General features: G+C 72.1%; 10 protein-coding genes. 4 read left to right on the plus strand and 6 right to left on the minus strand.

Translation table 11 applies throughout. The features are described from left to right. Positions 1–115: 115 nt before the first annotated feature. From DOO78_RS09120 to DOO78_RS09140, 5 genes are all read right to left on the minus strand, one after another. Complete coding sequence (locus DOO78_RS09120; RefSeq protein ID WP_111469449.1) at positions 116–1,279, minus strand: beta/alpha barrel domain-containing protein; 1,164 nt, start codon at positions 1,277–1,279, stop codon at positions 116–118. A gap of 35 nt (positions 1,280–1,314) precedes the next feature. Further along, entirely contained in the window at positions 1,315–2,694 is a 1,380-nt protein-coding gene (locus DOO78_RS09125; RefSeq protein WP_111469450.1) for a class II 3-deoxy-7-phosphoheptulonate synthase, read from the minus strand. A 149-nt stretch (positions 2,695–2,843) separates the two neighbouring features. Then, complete coding sequence (gene gorA, locus DOO78_RS09130) at positions 2,844–4,238, minus strand: glutathione-disulfide reductase (RefSeq protein WP_111469451.1); 1,395 nt, start codon at positions 4,236–4,238, stop codon at positions 2,844–2,846. Between the two features lie 184 nt (positions 4,239–4,422). After that, complete coding sequence (locus DOO78_RS09135) at positions 4,423–5,667, minus strand: YeeE/YedE family protein (protein ID WP_111469452.1); 1,245 nt, start codon at positions 5,665–5,667, stop codon at positions 4,423–4,425. A 285-nt stretch (positions 5,668–5,952) separates the two neighbouring features. Further along, positions 5,953–7,431, minus strand: coding sequence for an NAD-dependent succinate-semialdehyde dehydrogenase (locus tag DOO78_RS09140; protein ID WP_111469453.1), 1,479 nt, complete (start codon positions 7,429–7,431; stop codon positions 5,953–5,955). Between the two features lie 604 nt (positions 7,432–8,035). Between DOO78_RS09140 and DOO78_RS09145 the strand changes: the two genes are divergently transcribed. The 3 genes from DOO78_RS09145 (at position 8,036) to DOO78_RS09155 (ending at position 12,021) form a co-directional block, all read left to right on the plus strand. Further along, positions 8,036–9,055 carry a helix-turn-helix domain-containing protein gene (locus DOO78_RS09145; protein ID WP_165838802.1) on the plus strand — a complete coding sequence of 340 codons (1,020 nt, stop codon included), beginning with the start codon at positions 8,036–8,038 and terminating at the stop codon, positions 9,053–9,055. Positions 9,056–9,557: 502 nt separating this feature from the next. Further along, on the plus strand, positions 9,558–10,562 hold the full coding sequence (locus tag DOO78_RS09150) for a patatin-like phospholipase family protein (protein ID WP_243634475.1): 1,005 nt from the start codon (positions 9,558–9,560) through the stop codon (positions 10,560–10,562). 4 nt (positions 10,563–10,566) lie between these two features. Continuing rightward, on the plus strand, positions 10,567–12,021 hold the full coding sequence (locus DOO78_RS09155) for a GntP family permease (RefSeq protein WP_111469456.1): 1,455 nt from the start codon (positions 10,567–10,569) through the stop codon (positions 12,019–12,021). Here DOO78_RS09155 and DOO78_RS09160 read toward each other — a convergent pair. After that, positions 12,013–13,080, minus strand: a complete 1,068-nt coding sequence (locus DOO78_RS09160; protein ID WP_111469457.1) for an AI-2E family transporter — start codon at positions 13,078–13,080, stop codon at positions 12,013–12,015. The two genes, DOO78_RS09155 and DOO78_RS09160, sit on opposite strands and share 9 nt — an antisense overlap. 86 nt (positions 13,081–13,166) lie before the next feature. Between DOO78_RS09160 and DOO78_RS09165 the strand changes: the two genes are divergently transcribed. Further along, positions 13,167–14,711, plus strand: a complete 1,545-nt coding sequence (locus DOO78_RS09165) for an alpha/beta hydrolase (RefSeq protein ID WP_279387780.1) — start codon at positions 13,167–13,169, stop codon at positions 14,709–14,711. Positions 14,712–14,850 lie beyond the last annotated feature (139 nt).

Genomic DNA, 14,850 nt, shown 5'->3' on the forward strand with positions numbered 1-14,850 from the left:
ATCGCCCGCCGGCGCGACGGGCCGGCGCCGGATGCGGCGCGCTACCGCAGCCCGCGCCGCCGGTCCGGGCGCGAGGGAGGATCGCCGGCCACCGGCCGGAGGCGGTGCGCCAGCCTCAGCCGCCGGCGCCCCGCTTGCGGCCGCCATTCCGCTGCAGCAGGAACTCGCGCCCGATCTTCACCCGCGGCACGCCGTCATAGGCGATGATATCGGCGGTCGCGTAGGTCTCGGACCAGAGATCGGGGATGAAGCTGCCAGTGCCGACCATGTCGATCGGCGCCCTGGCATCGGCCATGACGCGGCACTTGCCGACATTGAAGCCGGAGGAGGCGACGATGCGCACCTTCGGGAAGCCGGCCTCGTCCAGCGCCTCGCGCATGCGCCAGATGGCCGCCGCCGAGACGCCGGTGCCGACGAGGTGGCGCAGCTCGGTCTCGGAGCGGTAGCGGCGGATCGCGCCCGGCGCGTGCCGCTCCAGCACGGCATAGCTCTCGGCCGGGTCGAGCCCTTCGAGGAAGCGGCCGCCATGGGTGTCGAGCCGCACCGCCATCTTGCCGGCCGCAGCCAGCTCGGGATAGCGCCGGCACACCGCCAGCCCATCCGTCACCTCCCGGCCGAAGTAATCGGTCAGGACGGTGAGGTTCTCCTCCGGGAAGGCCTCCTGGAACATCTCGGCGGCGCGCAGGGTGCTGCCGGCATAGCCGATCAGGGCGTGCGGCATGGTGCCGAAGCCGCGCGCCGCGCCGAACCAGTGGGCGGTCGCGTCGGTGGCGTTGCCGGTGAAGCCCTTCGCCCCTTCCTTGCGGGCGGCCGCGCCGCCGACGCTGGCGGCATAGGCCATCATGTCCTGCATCTCGAAGCCGGCGCAGTGCCGCGCATCCATCGCCAGGAAGGCGACCTCCGGCAGTTCGAGGCACATCTGGTAGGCGTTGTGCGCGGCGACGCAGGGCGGGCCGAGCTTCTGCAGGTAGAGCGTCTCGAGATCGGCCAGCTCGGCGAAGGAGCCGGTGATGGTCAGCAGCGGATCGCCGGCGCCGACCCAGGTGCCCTCGGCATGCAGCAGGTCGATGTCGAAGCGGGTGCCGCGCTCCTGCGCCACCCGCTCCAGCCACTCCACCGCCAGCCGCGGCGCGCTCACGACCGGGCGGCGGAGGAAGACGGCATAGGTGACCTGGCAGTCGCCGAAGCGCTGCACGATGGCCCGCGTCCGGTTGAAATAGACATCGGTGCGGGCGGAGATCGCCGCATCCTCCGGGTTGATCGGCGGCGATCCGTCCATGCGCTGCTTCCTCCTCCCGCGCCCTTCGTCTTGGCTTATTCCGCGGCCCGCGCCGGCGATGCGGCGCCGCTGCCGCGGCGGGATTTCAGCCCCTCCGCGATCAGGAAGGCCAGTTCCAGCGACTGCTCGGCATTCAACCGCGGGTCGCAGAAGGTCTGGTAGCGCAGCCCGAGATCCGCCTCGCCCAGGCGATGCGCGCCGCCGAGGCATTCCGTCACCTCCTGGCCGGTCATCTCGACATGCACGCCGCCGGGCTGGGTGCCCTCGGCGGCGTGGCAGTCGAAGAAGCGCCGCACCTCGGCCAGCACCGCATCGAAGGGGCGGGTCTTGTAGCCGCCGGCGGTGGTGGTGTTGCCGTGCATCGGATCGGACAGCCAGACCACCCGGCGGCCGGCGCGCTTCACCGCCCGCAGCAGCGGCGGCAGCTTCGCCTCCACCTTGTCCGCCCCCATGCGGGCGATCAGGGTCAGCCGACCCATCTCGTTGGCCGGGTTCAGGATCTCGGTCAGCCGGACCAGCTCGTCCGCGTCCATGCTCGGCCCGACCTTCAGGCCGATCGGGTTGCGGACCCCGCGCATGAACTCGACATGCGCCCCCTCGGGCTGGCGGGTGCGGTCGCCGATCCAGAGGAAATGCGCCGAGCAGGCGTAATGGTCGCCGGTCGTGGAATCGACCCGGGTCAGCGCCTGCTCATAGGGCAGCAGCAGCGCCTCGTGGCTGGTGTAGAACTCCGTCTCCCGCACCTGCGGCAGGTCGGACATGCCGCAGGCCTGCATGAAGCCGAGGGTCTCGTCGATCCGGTGCGCCAGATCCTGGTAGCGGTCGGCGAGCGGGCTGCGGGCGACGAAGCCGAGATTCCAGCGATGCACCTGGTGCAGGTCGGCATAGCCGCCGGTCGCGAAGGCGCGCAGCAGGTTCAGCGTGCCGGCCGACTGCATATAGGCGAAATCCATCCGCGACGGATCGGGGATGCGCGCCTCGGGGGTGAATTCGGGCCCGTTGATGATGTCGCCGCGATAGGAGGGCAGCGTCACCCCGTCCTTCGTCTCGACATCGCTGCTGCGCGGCTTGGCGAACTGGCCCGCCATGCGGCCGAGCTTCACCACCGGCGTGCCGCCGCCGAAGGTCAGCACCACCGCCATCTGCAGCAGCACGCGGAAGGTGTCGCGGATGATGTTGGCGGTGAAGTCCGAGAAGCTCTCGGCGCAGTCGCCCCCCTGCAAGACGAAGGCCTGCCCCTCCCCCGCCTTGGCCAGCGCCGCCTGGAGCCGCCGCGCCTCGCCGGCGAAGACCAGGGGCGGCCATTTGGCCAGGCGCGCCTCCGCCTCGGCCAGCTTCGCCTGGTCGGGATAGTCGGGCACCTGCCGGATCGGCATGTCCCGCCAGCTTCCGGGGTGCCACCCGCGCACGGACATCACTGCATTCTCCTTGCCCGCCCCGCTGGGCACACCCTGCCGGCGAACCGGGCGGGACGTTCCTTCCTGACCCGGGATGGTTGCCCGGATCGCGGACCATAGCGGAGCGCGCGGTGCGGGTGAACCCGCCCGGGCCAGCCCCGCCGCTGCTACTCGGCCGCCGCCGCCCGGACGCCCGCCTCCCGCGTCCGGGTCCGCAGCGTCACGAACTCCTCCGCCGCGGTCGGGTGGATGCCGATGGTGCGGTCGAAATCCTCCTTGGTCAGGCCGGCCGCGACCGCGATGCCGATGCCCTGCATGATCTCGCCGGCATCCTCACCCAGCATATGGGCGCCGAGGACCTTCCGCGTCTCCTGGCAGACGATGAGCTTCATCAGCGTCTTGCGCCCCGGCCGGCCGCTGATGGTGTGGCGCATCGGGGTGAAGCGGGCGAGGTAGACATCGACCGGGCCGAGCGCCGCCGCATCCGCCTCGGTCAGCCCGACCGTGCCGATCGGCGGCGAGGTGAAGACCGCGGTCGGGATGTTGCGGTAGCTGACGCGGCGCGGGGTGTTGCCGAAGAGGGTGTCGGCCAGGGCATGGCCGACCGCGGTCGCCACCGGCGTCAGGTTCATCCGGTTCAGCACGTCGCCGATGGCGTAGATGTTCGGCGCCGTGGTGCGGTGCTCCTCATCCACCTCGATCGCGCCCTTGGCGGTGCAGGCGATGCCCGCGGCGTCGAGATGCAGCCCGGCGGTGTTCGGCACCCGGCCGGTGGCGAAGAGCACGGCATCCGTCTCGATCGCCTCGCCGCCGCGGAGGTTGAGGCAGAGATGGTCGCCGAGCCGGTCCAGCCGCCCGGGATGGTGGCCGCAATGCTGGCGGATGCCCTGCTGCTCCATGGCCTCCTTCACCGCGACCCGGATATCCTGGTCGAAGCCGCGCAGCGGCAGGTCGGCGCGGTAGACGAGATCCACCTCGGCGCCGAGGCCGCGCAGGATGCAGGCGAATTCCAGCCCGATATAGCCGCTGCCGACCACGGTGACGCGGCGCGGCAGGTCCTGCAGCCCGAAGACGTCGTCGGAGAGCAGGCCGAGCTCGGCGCCGGGGATCTCCGGCCGCACCGGCCGGCCGCCGGTGGCGACGACGATCCGCTCGGCCGTCACCCGCTGGCCGCCGACATCGAGGGTATGGGCGTCGATGAAGGTGGCGCGGGCCTCGAAGATGGTGCAGCCGGCGCCGCTCAGCAGCCGGCCATAGATGCCGTTCAGCCGCGCCACCTCGGCATCCCGCGCCGCCGCCAGGGTGGCGAGGTTGAAGCCGCGCGTCTCGATGCTCCAGCCGAAGGCGGCGGCATCCTCGGCCCACTGCCCGTATTCGGCGGCGTTGACCATGATCTTCTTCGGCACGCAGCCGACATTGACGCAGGTGCCGCCCCAGAACCGCTCCTCGGCGATGCCGACCCGGGCGCCATGCCCCGCCGCGATGCGGGCGCAGCGCACCCCGCCCGAGCCGCCGCCGATGACGAAGAGGTCGAAGTCGTAGCTGGTCGCGGAGGCGCTCATCGGCCGCGCGCCCCCTGCGTCCGGGTGGCGATGGCGAGGGGATGGAGGCTGCTGGCCATGCGGGGTGCCCCTTTGGTCGGCCGGCCGGTGCCGGCCCGTTGCACCCTATATGCGACGCGGCCGGGCCGATGGGTACCCGTCCCCGGTCCCGGCTGCGATGCGCGCCGCGCTCGGCAGCCTCTCCTCAGCACCCGGTCTGGCGCGGCGTCCGCTCCACCTCGAGGCCGAAGAGCGGCCGCAGCTGCGTGCCGATGACGCTGCCGGCGAAGGCCATGGCCATCCAGACCCAGCCATGCAGGCTGCCGGAGGCGATGCCGGAGAAATAGGCGCCGATGTTGCAGCCATAGGCCAGCCGGGCGCCGTAGCCGAGCATCAGCCCGCCGATCACCGCCGCCAGCGCCGAGCGCAGCGGCACCCGCAGCCCGGGGGAGAAGCGGCCAGCCAGGGCGGCGGCGAGCAGGGCGCCGAGGACGATGCCGATATCCATCACCGAGGTGACGTCGCGCAGCACGCTGCCCTCGAGCGCCGCCCGGGCCGCCGGGGCCTGCCAATAGGGCCAGGCGGCGGCGTCGATGCCGAGCGCCATGGCCGCCTTGGAGCCCCAGAGGGCGAAGGCGGAGGTGATGCCCCAGGGCTTCCCCGCGAGCGCCAGGGTGGCGAAGTTCAGCAGCGCCAGCGCCACCGCCCCGGCCAGCACCGGCCAGGGGCCGCGCAACAGCCGCGCCAGTCCCTGGCGTGGCGCCAAGGGGGGCCGCGGCCGGGGGGCCACTGCCGCGCCATGCCGCCGCCGCTCCAGCCAGAGCGTGCCGCCGGCGATCAGGCCGAACAGGGCGAGATTGGCCGCGAGCGCCGGGCCGACGCCCCAGTCCCGCACCAGCGAGACCGGCGCCAGGTGCCACTGCGCCTGCCACCAGTGGAAATGCGCCGCGCCGATGGCCGAGCCGGCGATGAAGGCGGCCAGCGTCAGCAGCATCCGCACCGAGCCGCCGCCCACCGTGTAGAGCGTGCCCGAGGCGCAGCCGCCGCCGATCTGCATGCCGATGCCGAAGAGGAAGGCGCCAACCAGCAGCGAGACGCCGATGGGCGAGACATTGCCGGCGACCGGCTGGCCGAAGAGCTGCCCGGCGGCCAGCGCCGGGAAGAAGAGCAGCACGGCGATGGCAAGCATCGCCATCTGGGCGCGCAGCCCCTCGCCGCGCCGGTCGGCGATGAAGACCCGCCAGGCCGAGGTGAAGCCGAATGCGGCATGATAGAGGACGAGGCCGAGCGCCGCGCCGAGCAGGTAAAGCGCGGCCTGGCGCGGCCCCACCACCTGGCCGATGCCGAGGGCGCCGAGCGCGAGCAGGGCCGCGGCGCCGAGCGCGGCCGGCCCCTGGATGCCGCCGGCCCGCGAGACAGGCGGCGCGGCGGTGAGGGTGGTGGCGGACATGCCGGAGACGTCTCCCGATCCGTGGGGTGTGCCGGCGGGCCGGCAGTGCTGGATCGGTCATGTACGCCGCCGGACCGCGGGTTTCACCGCAGAACCACGCGCGTCAGGCGTAACCCCGACATCGCTTGGGAGCATGGCTATGAACCACGCTCCCATATCGGACTATCTCTGCGGGCCAGCGGACCGGTCTCCCGACCGGCCCGAGGCCCCGGACGCGGCCCGCGACCTACATCGCGTCGCCGGGCGAACCGGAGGGCCGCGCCCGGCGCCCGAGGGCCCTGAACCTCAGCTGCCGATGCCGCCGAGGGCGAGGTACTTCACCTCGAGATACTCGTCGATGCCGTAATGGCTGCCCTCGCGGCCAAGGCCGCTCTCCTTCACGCCGCCGAAGGGCGCCACCTCGGTGCTGATCAGCCCCTCATTGATGCCGATGATGCCGCTCTCCAGCGCCTCGGCCACCCGGAAGATGCGGCCGATGTCGCGGGCGTAGAAATAGGCGGCGAGGCCGAAGGGGGTGTCGTTGGCCAGCGCGATCGCCTCCTCCTCCGTCTTGAAGCGGAAGAGCGGGGCGACCGGGCCGAAGGTCTCCTCGCGGAACATCAGCGCATCGCCCGGGACGTTGGCGAGCACCGTCGGCTCGTAGAAATTGCCGCCGCGCGGATGGCGCTTGCCGCCGGTGACGACGCTCGCCCCCTTGGCGAGGGCGTCGGAGACGTGCTCCTCCACCTTCTTCACCGCATCGGCATTGATCAGCGGCCCCTGGGTGACGCCCGGCTCCATGCCGTCGCCGACCTTCAGGGCCTCGACCGCCGCCTTCAGCTTGGCGGCGAAGGCGTCGTAGACCCCGTCCTGCACCAGCAGGCGGTTGGCGCAGACGCAGGTCTGGCCGGTGTTGCGGTACTTGCTCGCCATGGCGCCCTGCACCGCGGCGTCGAGATCGGCATCGTCGAAGACGATGAAGGGCGCGTTGCCGCCGAGCTCCATCGAGGTCTTCTTGATGGTGCCGGCGCATTGCTCCAGCAGCACCCGGCCGACCTCGGTGGAGCCGGTGAAGGTCAGCTTGCGCACCAGCGGGTTGCCCGTCAGCTCGCGGCCGGTCTCGCCGGAGGGGCCGGTGATGACGTTGCAGACGCCGGGCGGCATGCCGGCGCGCTCGGCCAGCACGGCGATGGCCAGTGCCGAGAAGGGCGTCTGCGAGGCCGGGCGGATGACGCCGGTGCAGCCCGCGGCCCAGCCGGGCCCGGTCTTCCGGGTGATCATCGCGGCCGGGAAATTCCACGGCGTGATGGCGGCGAAGACGCCGATCGGCTCCTTCTGGACGATGATCCGCCGCCCCTTGGCGTTCTGCGGGATGGTGTCGCCATAGACCCGTTTCCCTTCCTCGGCGAACCACTCGATGAAGGAGGCGGCATAGGCGATCTCGCCCTTGCTCTCGGCCAGCGGCTTGCCCTGCTCGGCGGTCATGATCGCCGCCAGGTCGTCGGTGTTGGCGAGCATGAGGTCGAAGAGCTTGCGCAGGATCGCGGCGCGGTCCTTGGCCAGCATGGCGCGCCAGGCGCCCTGCGCCTTGTGCGCCGCCTCGATGGCGCGGCGGGTCTCGGCGGCGCCCATGGCGGGGACGCGGCCAACCAGCTCGCCGGTCGAGGGGTTGCGGACCTCGAGGGTCTTGCCGCTATCGGCCTGGACCCATTCCCCGTTGATGCAATTGGCCTGGCGGAAGAGCTCGGGATCCTTCAGCGGCAGGCGTGCGACGGCGTCCAGCATGGGCCGGTCTCCTTCCCTTGATGGGCGGCAGGATAGGCCGGCGCGGCGCCCCTGTCAGGGCGCCCCCGGACGGATCCGGCGTCCCCTGCCCCGGCACGCCGGCCATCGGGAAGGAGCAACGCCCCCGGGCCCGGGGTGTTGCGCCTGGCCCCGAGGTCGACCGTGGAGGGGCGGCGTGGCGACGGCCGCCCCGTGGGAAGCGCGCCTCGGGGGGATCTCGCCCAAATCCGCGACCCGCGTCGTCGTCCCGGCCTCAACCCGGTCCATCGGAGCCAAGCCCGGCCCAGGCCAGCCTCGCGCACAACCACCACGAGCGTTGCCCAAGCTTGCCGACCTACCAGGGCGAACGTCCCCGGCCTGCGCCTGCTGCGCGGCCGGTGCTGGGACGAACGAAAAATCGTCAATGAAGCAGGTCGTTCACGTCAAGGTGGCCTGCATCACATCCCGGATGTTGTGGTAGCGTCCGCGTTACAACGGCAGGTAGTGCACTGCGATGGCAGAGGCGTGGACAGCCGGTGGGACCCGAGCAACGGCAGCCGCGCCGGGGTCGGCGGATGCGACATCGCAGGACAGGCTCACGCCTGTCGTCTTTTCCAGCCGCGACGTGGCGCCGGCCCATCGGCTCGATCGCTGGCGGAGCACCTACGAGGCGTTCAACGCGCTGACGCCGCTCGGCCCCATCAGCCGCGATTTCGAGGCCAGCAACGAGATCTGGTCCTTCTGCGGCCTGGCGCTGCTGCGCAATTCCGCCCCCGCCATGGGCTTCGAACGGCTGCGGCGGCATATCCAGCGCGATTCCATCGATCATTGGGTGGTCCGCGTCGTTCGTCGCGGCCAAATGACCCTGCGCATCGGCGACAAGGTGCTCCGCGCCTCGCCGGGCCGGCCGCTGCTCTTCGGGCTCGGCCAACCGCATGACGGCGAGCGGTCGGACACCGACTGGGTCTCGCTCTACATCCCGCGGGACACCCACCCGGACCTCGCCGCCGGCCTGGACCGCCTCGGCAACTGCACCCTCGACCATGCGGGGGCCGGGCTGCTGGCCGACGTCATCCTGCTGCTTGAGCGGCGCATGGCCGAGGCCACCCTGGCGGAGTTGCCGGCACTGGCCGAAGGCGCGCGCGCGATGGTGGCGGCGTGCCTGCTGCGCGGGGCCGGCGCGGCGGCGCAGGGCCCGGATGCGGCGGCCTTCACCCAGTTGGAGCAGGTCCGGCGCGTGATCCGCCAGAACATCGGTTCGGCCATGCTGGGGCCGGAGCGGCTGTGCCGCGCGGCGGGCCTGTCCCGGTCCCAGCTCTACCGCCTGTTCGAGCCGCATGGCGGGGTGGCGCGCTACATCCAGATCCAACGCATGCGCCTCGCCCGCGTCATGCTGGAGGATGCCGCCTGCACCGCGAATGTCTCGGCGATTGCCGAGAGGGTCGGGCATTTCAACGCCTCGGCCTTCAGCCGGGCCTTCCGGCAGGAATTCGGCGTCACGCCGGTGGAGGTCCGCGCGGCCGCGCGCGCCGGGCTGCGCCTGCCGCTCGGCACGACGGCGACCGCCACATTCAATTCGACGGATTTCGTCGGCGTCCTCCGAACCATCGGCGTGGCGCCGGAGCCCTTGCGCCCCGCGGCGTGACGCGCCCCGTCGTCATGGTCCGCGGGACGGGCCAAGATGCGGCCGGCTGAACGCGCGAACGGGCGCCGCCCTCGGCCGCGCCGCGGCCGGCCTGGGACGTCCGGGACAGCAGCGGGACGCCTGACGCCTGTTCCGCCCGGCTGCCCCCACTATCCTGGAACCCATCCCGTTGCCGCGCTTCCTCGGCCGCCCCGCAGGATCGCGCCCGGCATGGCCAATGCATGCGGCCCTCCTGCGCCGCGGCGGCACCATCAGGACAGGACTTAGGCCGATGGGCATCGCCTTCGCCACGACATGCCGGCCGCTGGGCGCCGCCGGCGGCACGCCCTGCCGTGATGCGGGGCCGACGCCCGGCCGCAGCGGATGGCGCCTCGGTCCGGACCGGCGCACCACCACCCCCTCCCGGGCCGGGCGCCATGCCCAGGCCCGCCGCAACGCCCGCGGCTGAGCCCGAAGGAGCCTGGATATGGCAAGACACGCCAAAGCTGCGCCGCGAGGCCGTGTGCTCGTGGACTTCGCGTTGCAGGGGGGCGGGTCGCACGGCGCCTTCACCTGGGGCGTGCTGGACCGCATGCTGGAGGAGGAGTGGCTGGAGATCGAGGGCGTCTCCGGCACCTCGGCCGGGGCGATGAATGCCGCCGTGCTGGCCAGCGGCATAGCGCGCGGCGGCGCCGCCGCGGCCCGGGAGGATCTCGAGGCCTTCTGGCGCCGGGTCTCGACCGCCGCCACCTTCAGCCCCTTCCAGCGCGGGATGATGGACCGGCTGCTCGGCAACTGGACGCTCGACAACTCCCCGGGCTTCCTGACCATGGATCTGCTGGCGCGGCTGATCTCGCCCTACGACGTGTCGAATGTCGGCGGCAACCCGCTCGAGCAGATATTGCACGACAGCGTCGATTTCGCCGCGCTGGCGCAAGGCCCGGTCAAGATCTTCGTCACCGCGACCAATGTCCATACCGGCCGGGCCCGCATCTTCCGCAACCGCGACGTCTCGGCGCAGGCCCTGCTCGCCTCCGCCTGCCTGCCGCAGCTCTTCCAGGCGATCGAGATCGACGGGCAACCCTATTGGGATGGCGGCTTCGCCGGCAACCCGACCCTGGTGCCGCTGGTGAACGAGCTGGAATCGGACGACACCATCCTCGTGCCGATCAACCCGATCGAACGGCCGAGCACGCCGCGCAGCGCCCGCGAGATCCTCGACAGGGTGAACGAGGTCTCCTTCAACGCGGTCGCCCTCAAGGAGCTCAAGATGCTGGCGCTGATGCGCAAGGTGGCCGATGCGGGGGCCAGCGAGGGCGCGAATTGGGCGCGCATGCGCATGCACATGGTGCGCAACGACGTCATGGCGACGCTCGGCTATTCCTCCAAGCTCAATGCCGAATGGGCCTTCCTGACCATGCTGCGGGACGAGGGGCGGCAGGCCGCGCAGAGCTTCCTCGACCTGCACGCGGCCGATATCGGCACGCGCTCCTCGCTCGACCTCGACCGCCTGCTGGACGGGGCGTGACGCCATGGGCCTGCTCGGCATCCTCGTCGGCCTCGGCCTGCTGGTCTGGCTCGCCTATCGCGGCTGGAGCGTGCTGCTGCTGGCGCCGGCCGGCGCCATGGTCGCGGCCGCCTTCGCCGGCGAGCCGTTGCTGGCGCATTGGACCGAGACCTTCATGGGAGCGGGCGCGCGCTTCGTCGCGCAGTTCTTCCCGATCTTCCTGCTGGGCGCGCTGTTCGGCAAGCTGATGGAGGACAGCGGCGCGGTGACGGCGATCGCCGAGGCGATGACGGCGCGGCTCGGCACCCGGCGCGCGGTGCTGGCCGTGGTGCTGGCCGGCGCCATCGTGACCTATGGCGGCGTCAGCCTCTTCGTCGCCTATTTCGTGCTCGGCCCGATGGCGATGGCGCTGTTCCAGGCCGCCGACATCCCGCGCCGGCTGATGCCGGCCGCCATCCTGGTCGGCAGCTCCACCTTCACCATGTCGGCCCTGCCGGGCACGCCGGCCATCCCGAACACCATCCCGATGCCCTTCTTCGGCACCACGCCCTTCGCCGCGCCCGGGCTCGGCATCATCGCCTCCGGCATCATGCTCGGGATCGGGCTGTGGTGGCTGCAACGGGCGGAGGCGGCGGCGCGCCGGCGCGGCGAGGGTTTCGGCGAGGCCCGGCCCGGCGCCGCGGACGCGGCCGCCGAGGACGCGCTGGTGCGCGAGCGCGCGGTGACGGCGCGCGAATTCGACCCGGCGGAGATCCATCATGGCAGCCAGGCCGAGCGGTCGCCGCCTGCCCTGCTCGCCTTCCTGCCGCTGCTGGTGGTGGTGCTAGTGAACCTGCTGATGTCCTTCGCCGTGTTGCCGGCCCTCGACACGGACTTCCTGGAGGAGCCGCGCTGGGGCGGCGCGACCCTGTCCTCGGTGGGCGGGGTCTGGGCGGTGTCGACGGCGCTGCTGGCCGGCATCGCCGCGCTGCTGCTCACCAGCGGGCGCCGCATCCCGGCGCTGCGCGCCTCGGTGGATGCGGGCGCCAATGCCGCCGTGCTGCCGGTCATCAGCGTCGCCAGCCTGGTCGGCTTCGGCGCGGTGGTCGCCGCCATGCCGGCCTTCGAGGCGGTGCGGGACTGGGTGCTCGGCATCGGCGGCGGGCCGCTCGTGTCGCTGGCCGTCGCCACCAACCTGCTGGCGGCGCTCACCGGCTCGGCGTCCGGCGGCCTGACCATCGCGCTCGATGCGCTGGGGCCGACCTATATGGCGATCGCCGCGGAGCAGGGCATCGATCCTGGCCTGCTGCACCGCATCGCGGTGATCGGCGCCGGCACGCTCGACATCCTGCCGCACAACGGCGCGGTGATCACCCTGCTGGCGGTCTGCGGCTGCACGCACAAGGAGAGCTATCTCGACATCGTCGTGGTGGGGATCGTCAGCTCGCTCGTCAGCCTCGCCGCGGTGATCCTGCTCGGCTCCGTGGCCGGGTCATTCTGAGGCGCCGTGCGGTCCCGCGGCATGCAGGGATGGCGCCGGCGCGGCGTCCCGCCCCGAGAGCAGGCGCGCCACCCAGCGGCTGCCCTCGAACTCCTCGCACAGCGTCAAGGCCTGGATCAGTGCCGGCACGCCGATGAAGGCGCCGGGAATCCCCCACAGGAAGGCGCCGAGGAACACCGCCGCCAGCACCATGAAGGGGGAGACGGACAGCCGCGCGCCGGCCAGCCGCGGCTCGATCGTGCTGCCCGAGAGGAACTGGATGGCCTGCAGCGCCAGGAAGGTGGTCAGCGCCGCCTGCCAGGTGCCGAATTGCAGGACGGCGAAGACGGTCGGCAGGAGCGTCGCCAGCAGCGAGCCGATGAAGGGGATGTAGTTCAGCACGAAGGCGATCACGCCCCATTCGAGAGCGAGGTCGAGCCCCGTGGCGGCGGCGAAGCCCCAGATGGCGAGGCCGGTCAGCACGCTCATCACCGTCCGCACCAGCATGTAGGCGCGCAGCTTCGCCGCGCCGCGCCGCAGCCCGCGCAGCACGGCGGCGGCGGCCGGCCGCGTTTCGCCAAGGGCTTCGAGCTGCCGGGCCGCGACCGTCACCTCCAACAGACCGAGGATGACGAAGACCAGCATGACGCCGAGGAAGCTGACCACACCTTGAAGTTGCAGCAGCACCGCCTGCGCCAGCCACACCAGGCGGCGCGTCTCGAAGGGCTCGCCGAGCATGTCGGCCGCGATGCCGAAGCCTTCGAGCCAGGCGAGCTTCTGGGCGTAGAAGGCCTGCAACATCCCCGCATTGGCGATGATCCAGCGCGCCGCGCGGCTGAACCCCCACCCGGCCGCCAGCGCCAGGCCGGCCAACGCCACCAGCGTGACCAGCATGGTCACCGGCAAGGCGATGAAGGCCGGCAGCCGCGCCTGCAGCCTGCGCTGCACCGGCCAGACCAGCGCCAGGGTGAAGAGCGCGAAGGCGATCGGCGCCAGCACGGGTTCGGCCAGGTGCAGCGCCGCCGCCAGCAACGCCGCGGCGACCAGGCCGTACAGCCATCCTGGTCCAGGCTTCGTCATGCCAACTCCGTCCCGGATCTGCCGCCGCCACAGGCTTGTGCAGACGGCGCGCAGGCGCAAGCTGTTTCGGCGATGGAGCGGCGACCGTGACGCGCGTGCCAGGCTGGGCGCGACGATGGCCCGCGCGGCTGGCCCTGCTGCTGGGCGGCTTGGCGCTGCTGCTGCTGACGCTGCGCATCTGGGACAGCGAGCGCGGCCCGCCGCTGCGGCCATGGCATCTGGTGGTTCCGGAGGAGCTCCGGGCAGCCGAGCTCGCGGCAGCCGACTGGCCCACCTATCTCGCGCGGGAAGCCGCGGTGCTGGAGACGGTGCAGCGGCAGGTGACCGAGGCGCTGGAGCCGGAAGACCGGGTCGCGGCCAACCGCTATTTCGATGGCAGCCCGCTCCATCCCCGGCATTTCGCGCGGGACTGGAACCGCTCCTTCGTGCTCGAGCCCGCCGGGGGCGAGCCGCTGGGCGCGGTCGTGCTGCTGCACGGCATGACCGACGCCCCCTACAGCCTGCGGCATGTCGGCGCGCTTTATGCGAAGCGGGGCTGGGTGGCGATCGCCCCACGCCTGCCAGCCCATGGCACGGTGCCCGCGGCCCTGACCAGCGTGACCTGGGAGGAGTGGCAGGCCGCGACCAGGCTGGCGGTGCGGGAAGCGCGGCGGCGGCTCCCGCCCGGCCGGCCGCTGCACGTCGTCGGCTACTCCAATGGCGGGGCGCTGGCGGTGCAATACGCGCTCGACGCGGTCGAGGATCCGGCCTTGCCGCGCCCGGATCGCCTCGTGCTCCTCTCCCCGATGATCGGCGTCACCGCCTTCGCGCGCTTCGCGGGCCTGGCCGCGCTGCCGGCCTGGTTCCCGCGCTTCGCCAAGGCGGCCTGGCTGAGCATCGTGCCGGAGTTCATCCCATTCAAGTACAACAGCTTCCCGGCGAACGCCGCCCTTCAATCGCATCGCCTGACGCTGGCGGTGCAGACGCAGCTGCGGCGGTTGGCGGCGGCGGGAGGGCTGGCACGGCTGCCGCCCGTTCAGACCTTCCAGTCGGTGGCCGATTTCACCGTGAGCACGCGGGCCGTGGTGACGGCGCTCTACGACCTGCTGCCGGCCAACGGCAGCGAGCTGGTGCTGTTCGACATCAACCGCAACGCCAAGCTCGGTCCGCTGGTCTCGCCGGCGACCGAGACTGCGCTCGACCGGCTGCTGCCGCCCGGCCCGCGCCGCTGGCGTGCCGTGGTGATCACCAATGCCGGCCCGGACCAGGCCGCGGCGGTGGCGCGCGTGACGGAGACGGGCGCGACGGAAGAGCAGGTACGCCCGATCGGCTTCGCCTGGCCGCGGGAGATCTTCTCGCTCTCCCATGTCGCCCTGCCCTTTCCGTTGCAGGACGGGTTGTATGGGCTGGAACCCTCGGCCGATCCGGCCGAGGATTTCGGGGTGCGGCTCGGCGAGCTGGCGGTGCGGGGCGAGCGGGGCGTACTGACGGTGAGCCCGGATGTACTGATGCGGCTCTCCTCCAATCCCTTCTACCCTTGGCTGCAAGAGCGGATCGCGGACGGAATCGCGCCCGCGCGCCGCGGCGAGGTGCGTCCGGGCCCGCAGGCGGATCCGTCCTCGCTCATCCCGCCGTCCCGCCATGTCCGCTGATCGCGGCGCTCGCCTGCTTTGGGACGCATGGTGTAGCCTGGGGACGTCAGGCTGATCCAAGAGCCCGGGCCGGCCGGTAGCTTGTCCCTGTCGACCGGCCGGCTCGGGGCCGGACCGCAAGGTCGGAGATCATCGATGC

This window comes from Roseicella frigidaeris, assembly GCF_003258945.1.
Classification (GTDB): domain Bacteria; phylum Pseudomonadota; class Alphaproteobacteria; order Acetobacterales; family Acetobacteraceae; genus Paracraurococcus; species Paracraurococcus frigidaeris.

What these genes read in the sequence shown, in the direction of transcription:
- gorA (WP_111469451.1), bottom strand. Translation starts at nt 4,238, where the DNA reads ATGAGCGCCTCCGCGACCAGCTACGACTTCGACCTCTTCGTCATCGGC.
- DOO78_RS09160 (WP_111469457.1), bottom strand. Translation starts at nt 13,080, where the DNA reads ATGACGAAGCCTGGACCAGGATGGCTGTACGGCCTGGTCGCCGCGGCG.
- DOO78_RS09120 (WP_111469449.1), bottom strand. Translation starts at nt 1,279, where the DNA reads ATGGACGGATCGCCGCCGATCAACCCGGAGGATGCGGCGATCTCCGCC.
- DOO78_RS09140 (WP_111469453.1), bottom strand. Translation starts at nt 7,431, where the DNA reads ATGCTGGACGCCGTCGCACGCCTGCCGCTGAAGGATCCCGAGCTCTTC.
- DOO78_RS09155 (WP_111469456.1), top strand. Translation starts at nt 10,567, where the DNA reads ATGGGCCTGCTCGGCATCCTCGTCGGCCTCGGCCTGCTGGTCTGGCTC.
- DOO78_RS09135 (WP_111469452.1), bottom strand. Translation starts at nt 5,667, where the DNA reads ATGTCCGCCACCACCCTCACCGCCGCGCCGCCTGTCTCGCGGGCCGGC.
- DOO78_RS09125 (WP_111469450.1), bottom strand. Translation starts at nt 2,694, where the DNA reads ATGTCCGTGCGCGGGTGGCACCCCGGAAGCTGGCGGGACATGCCGATC.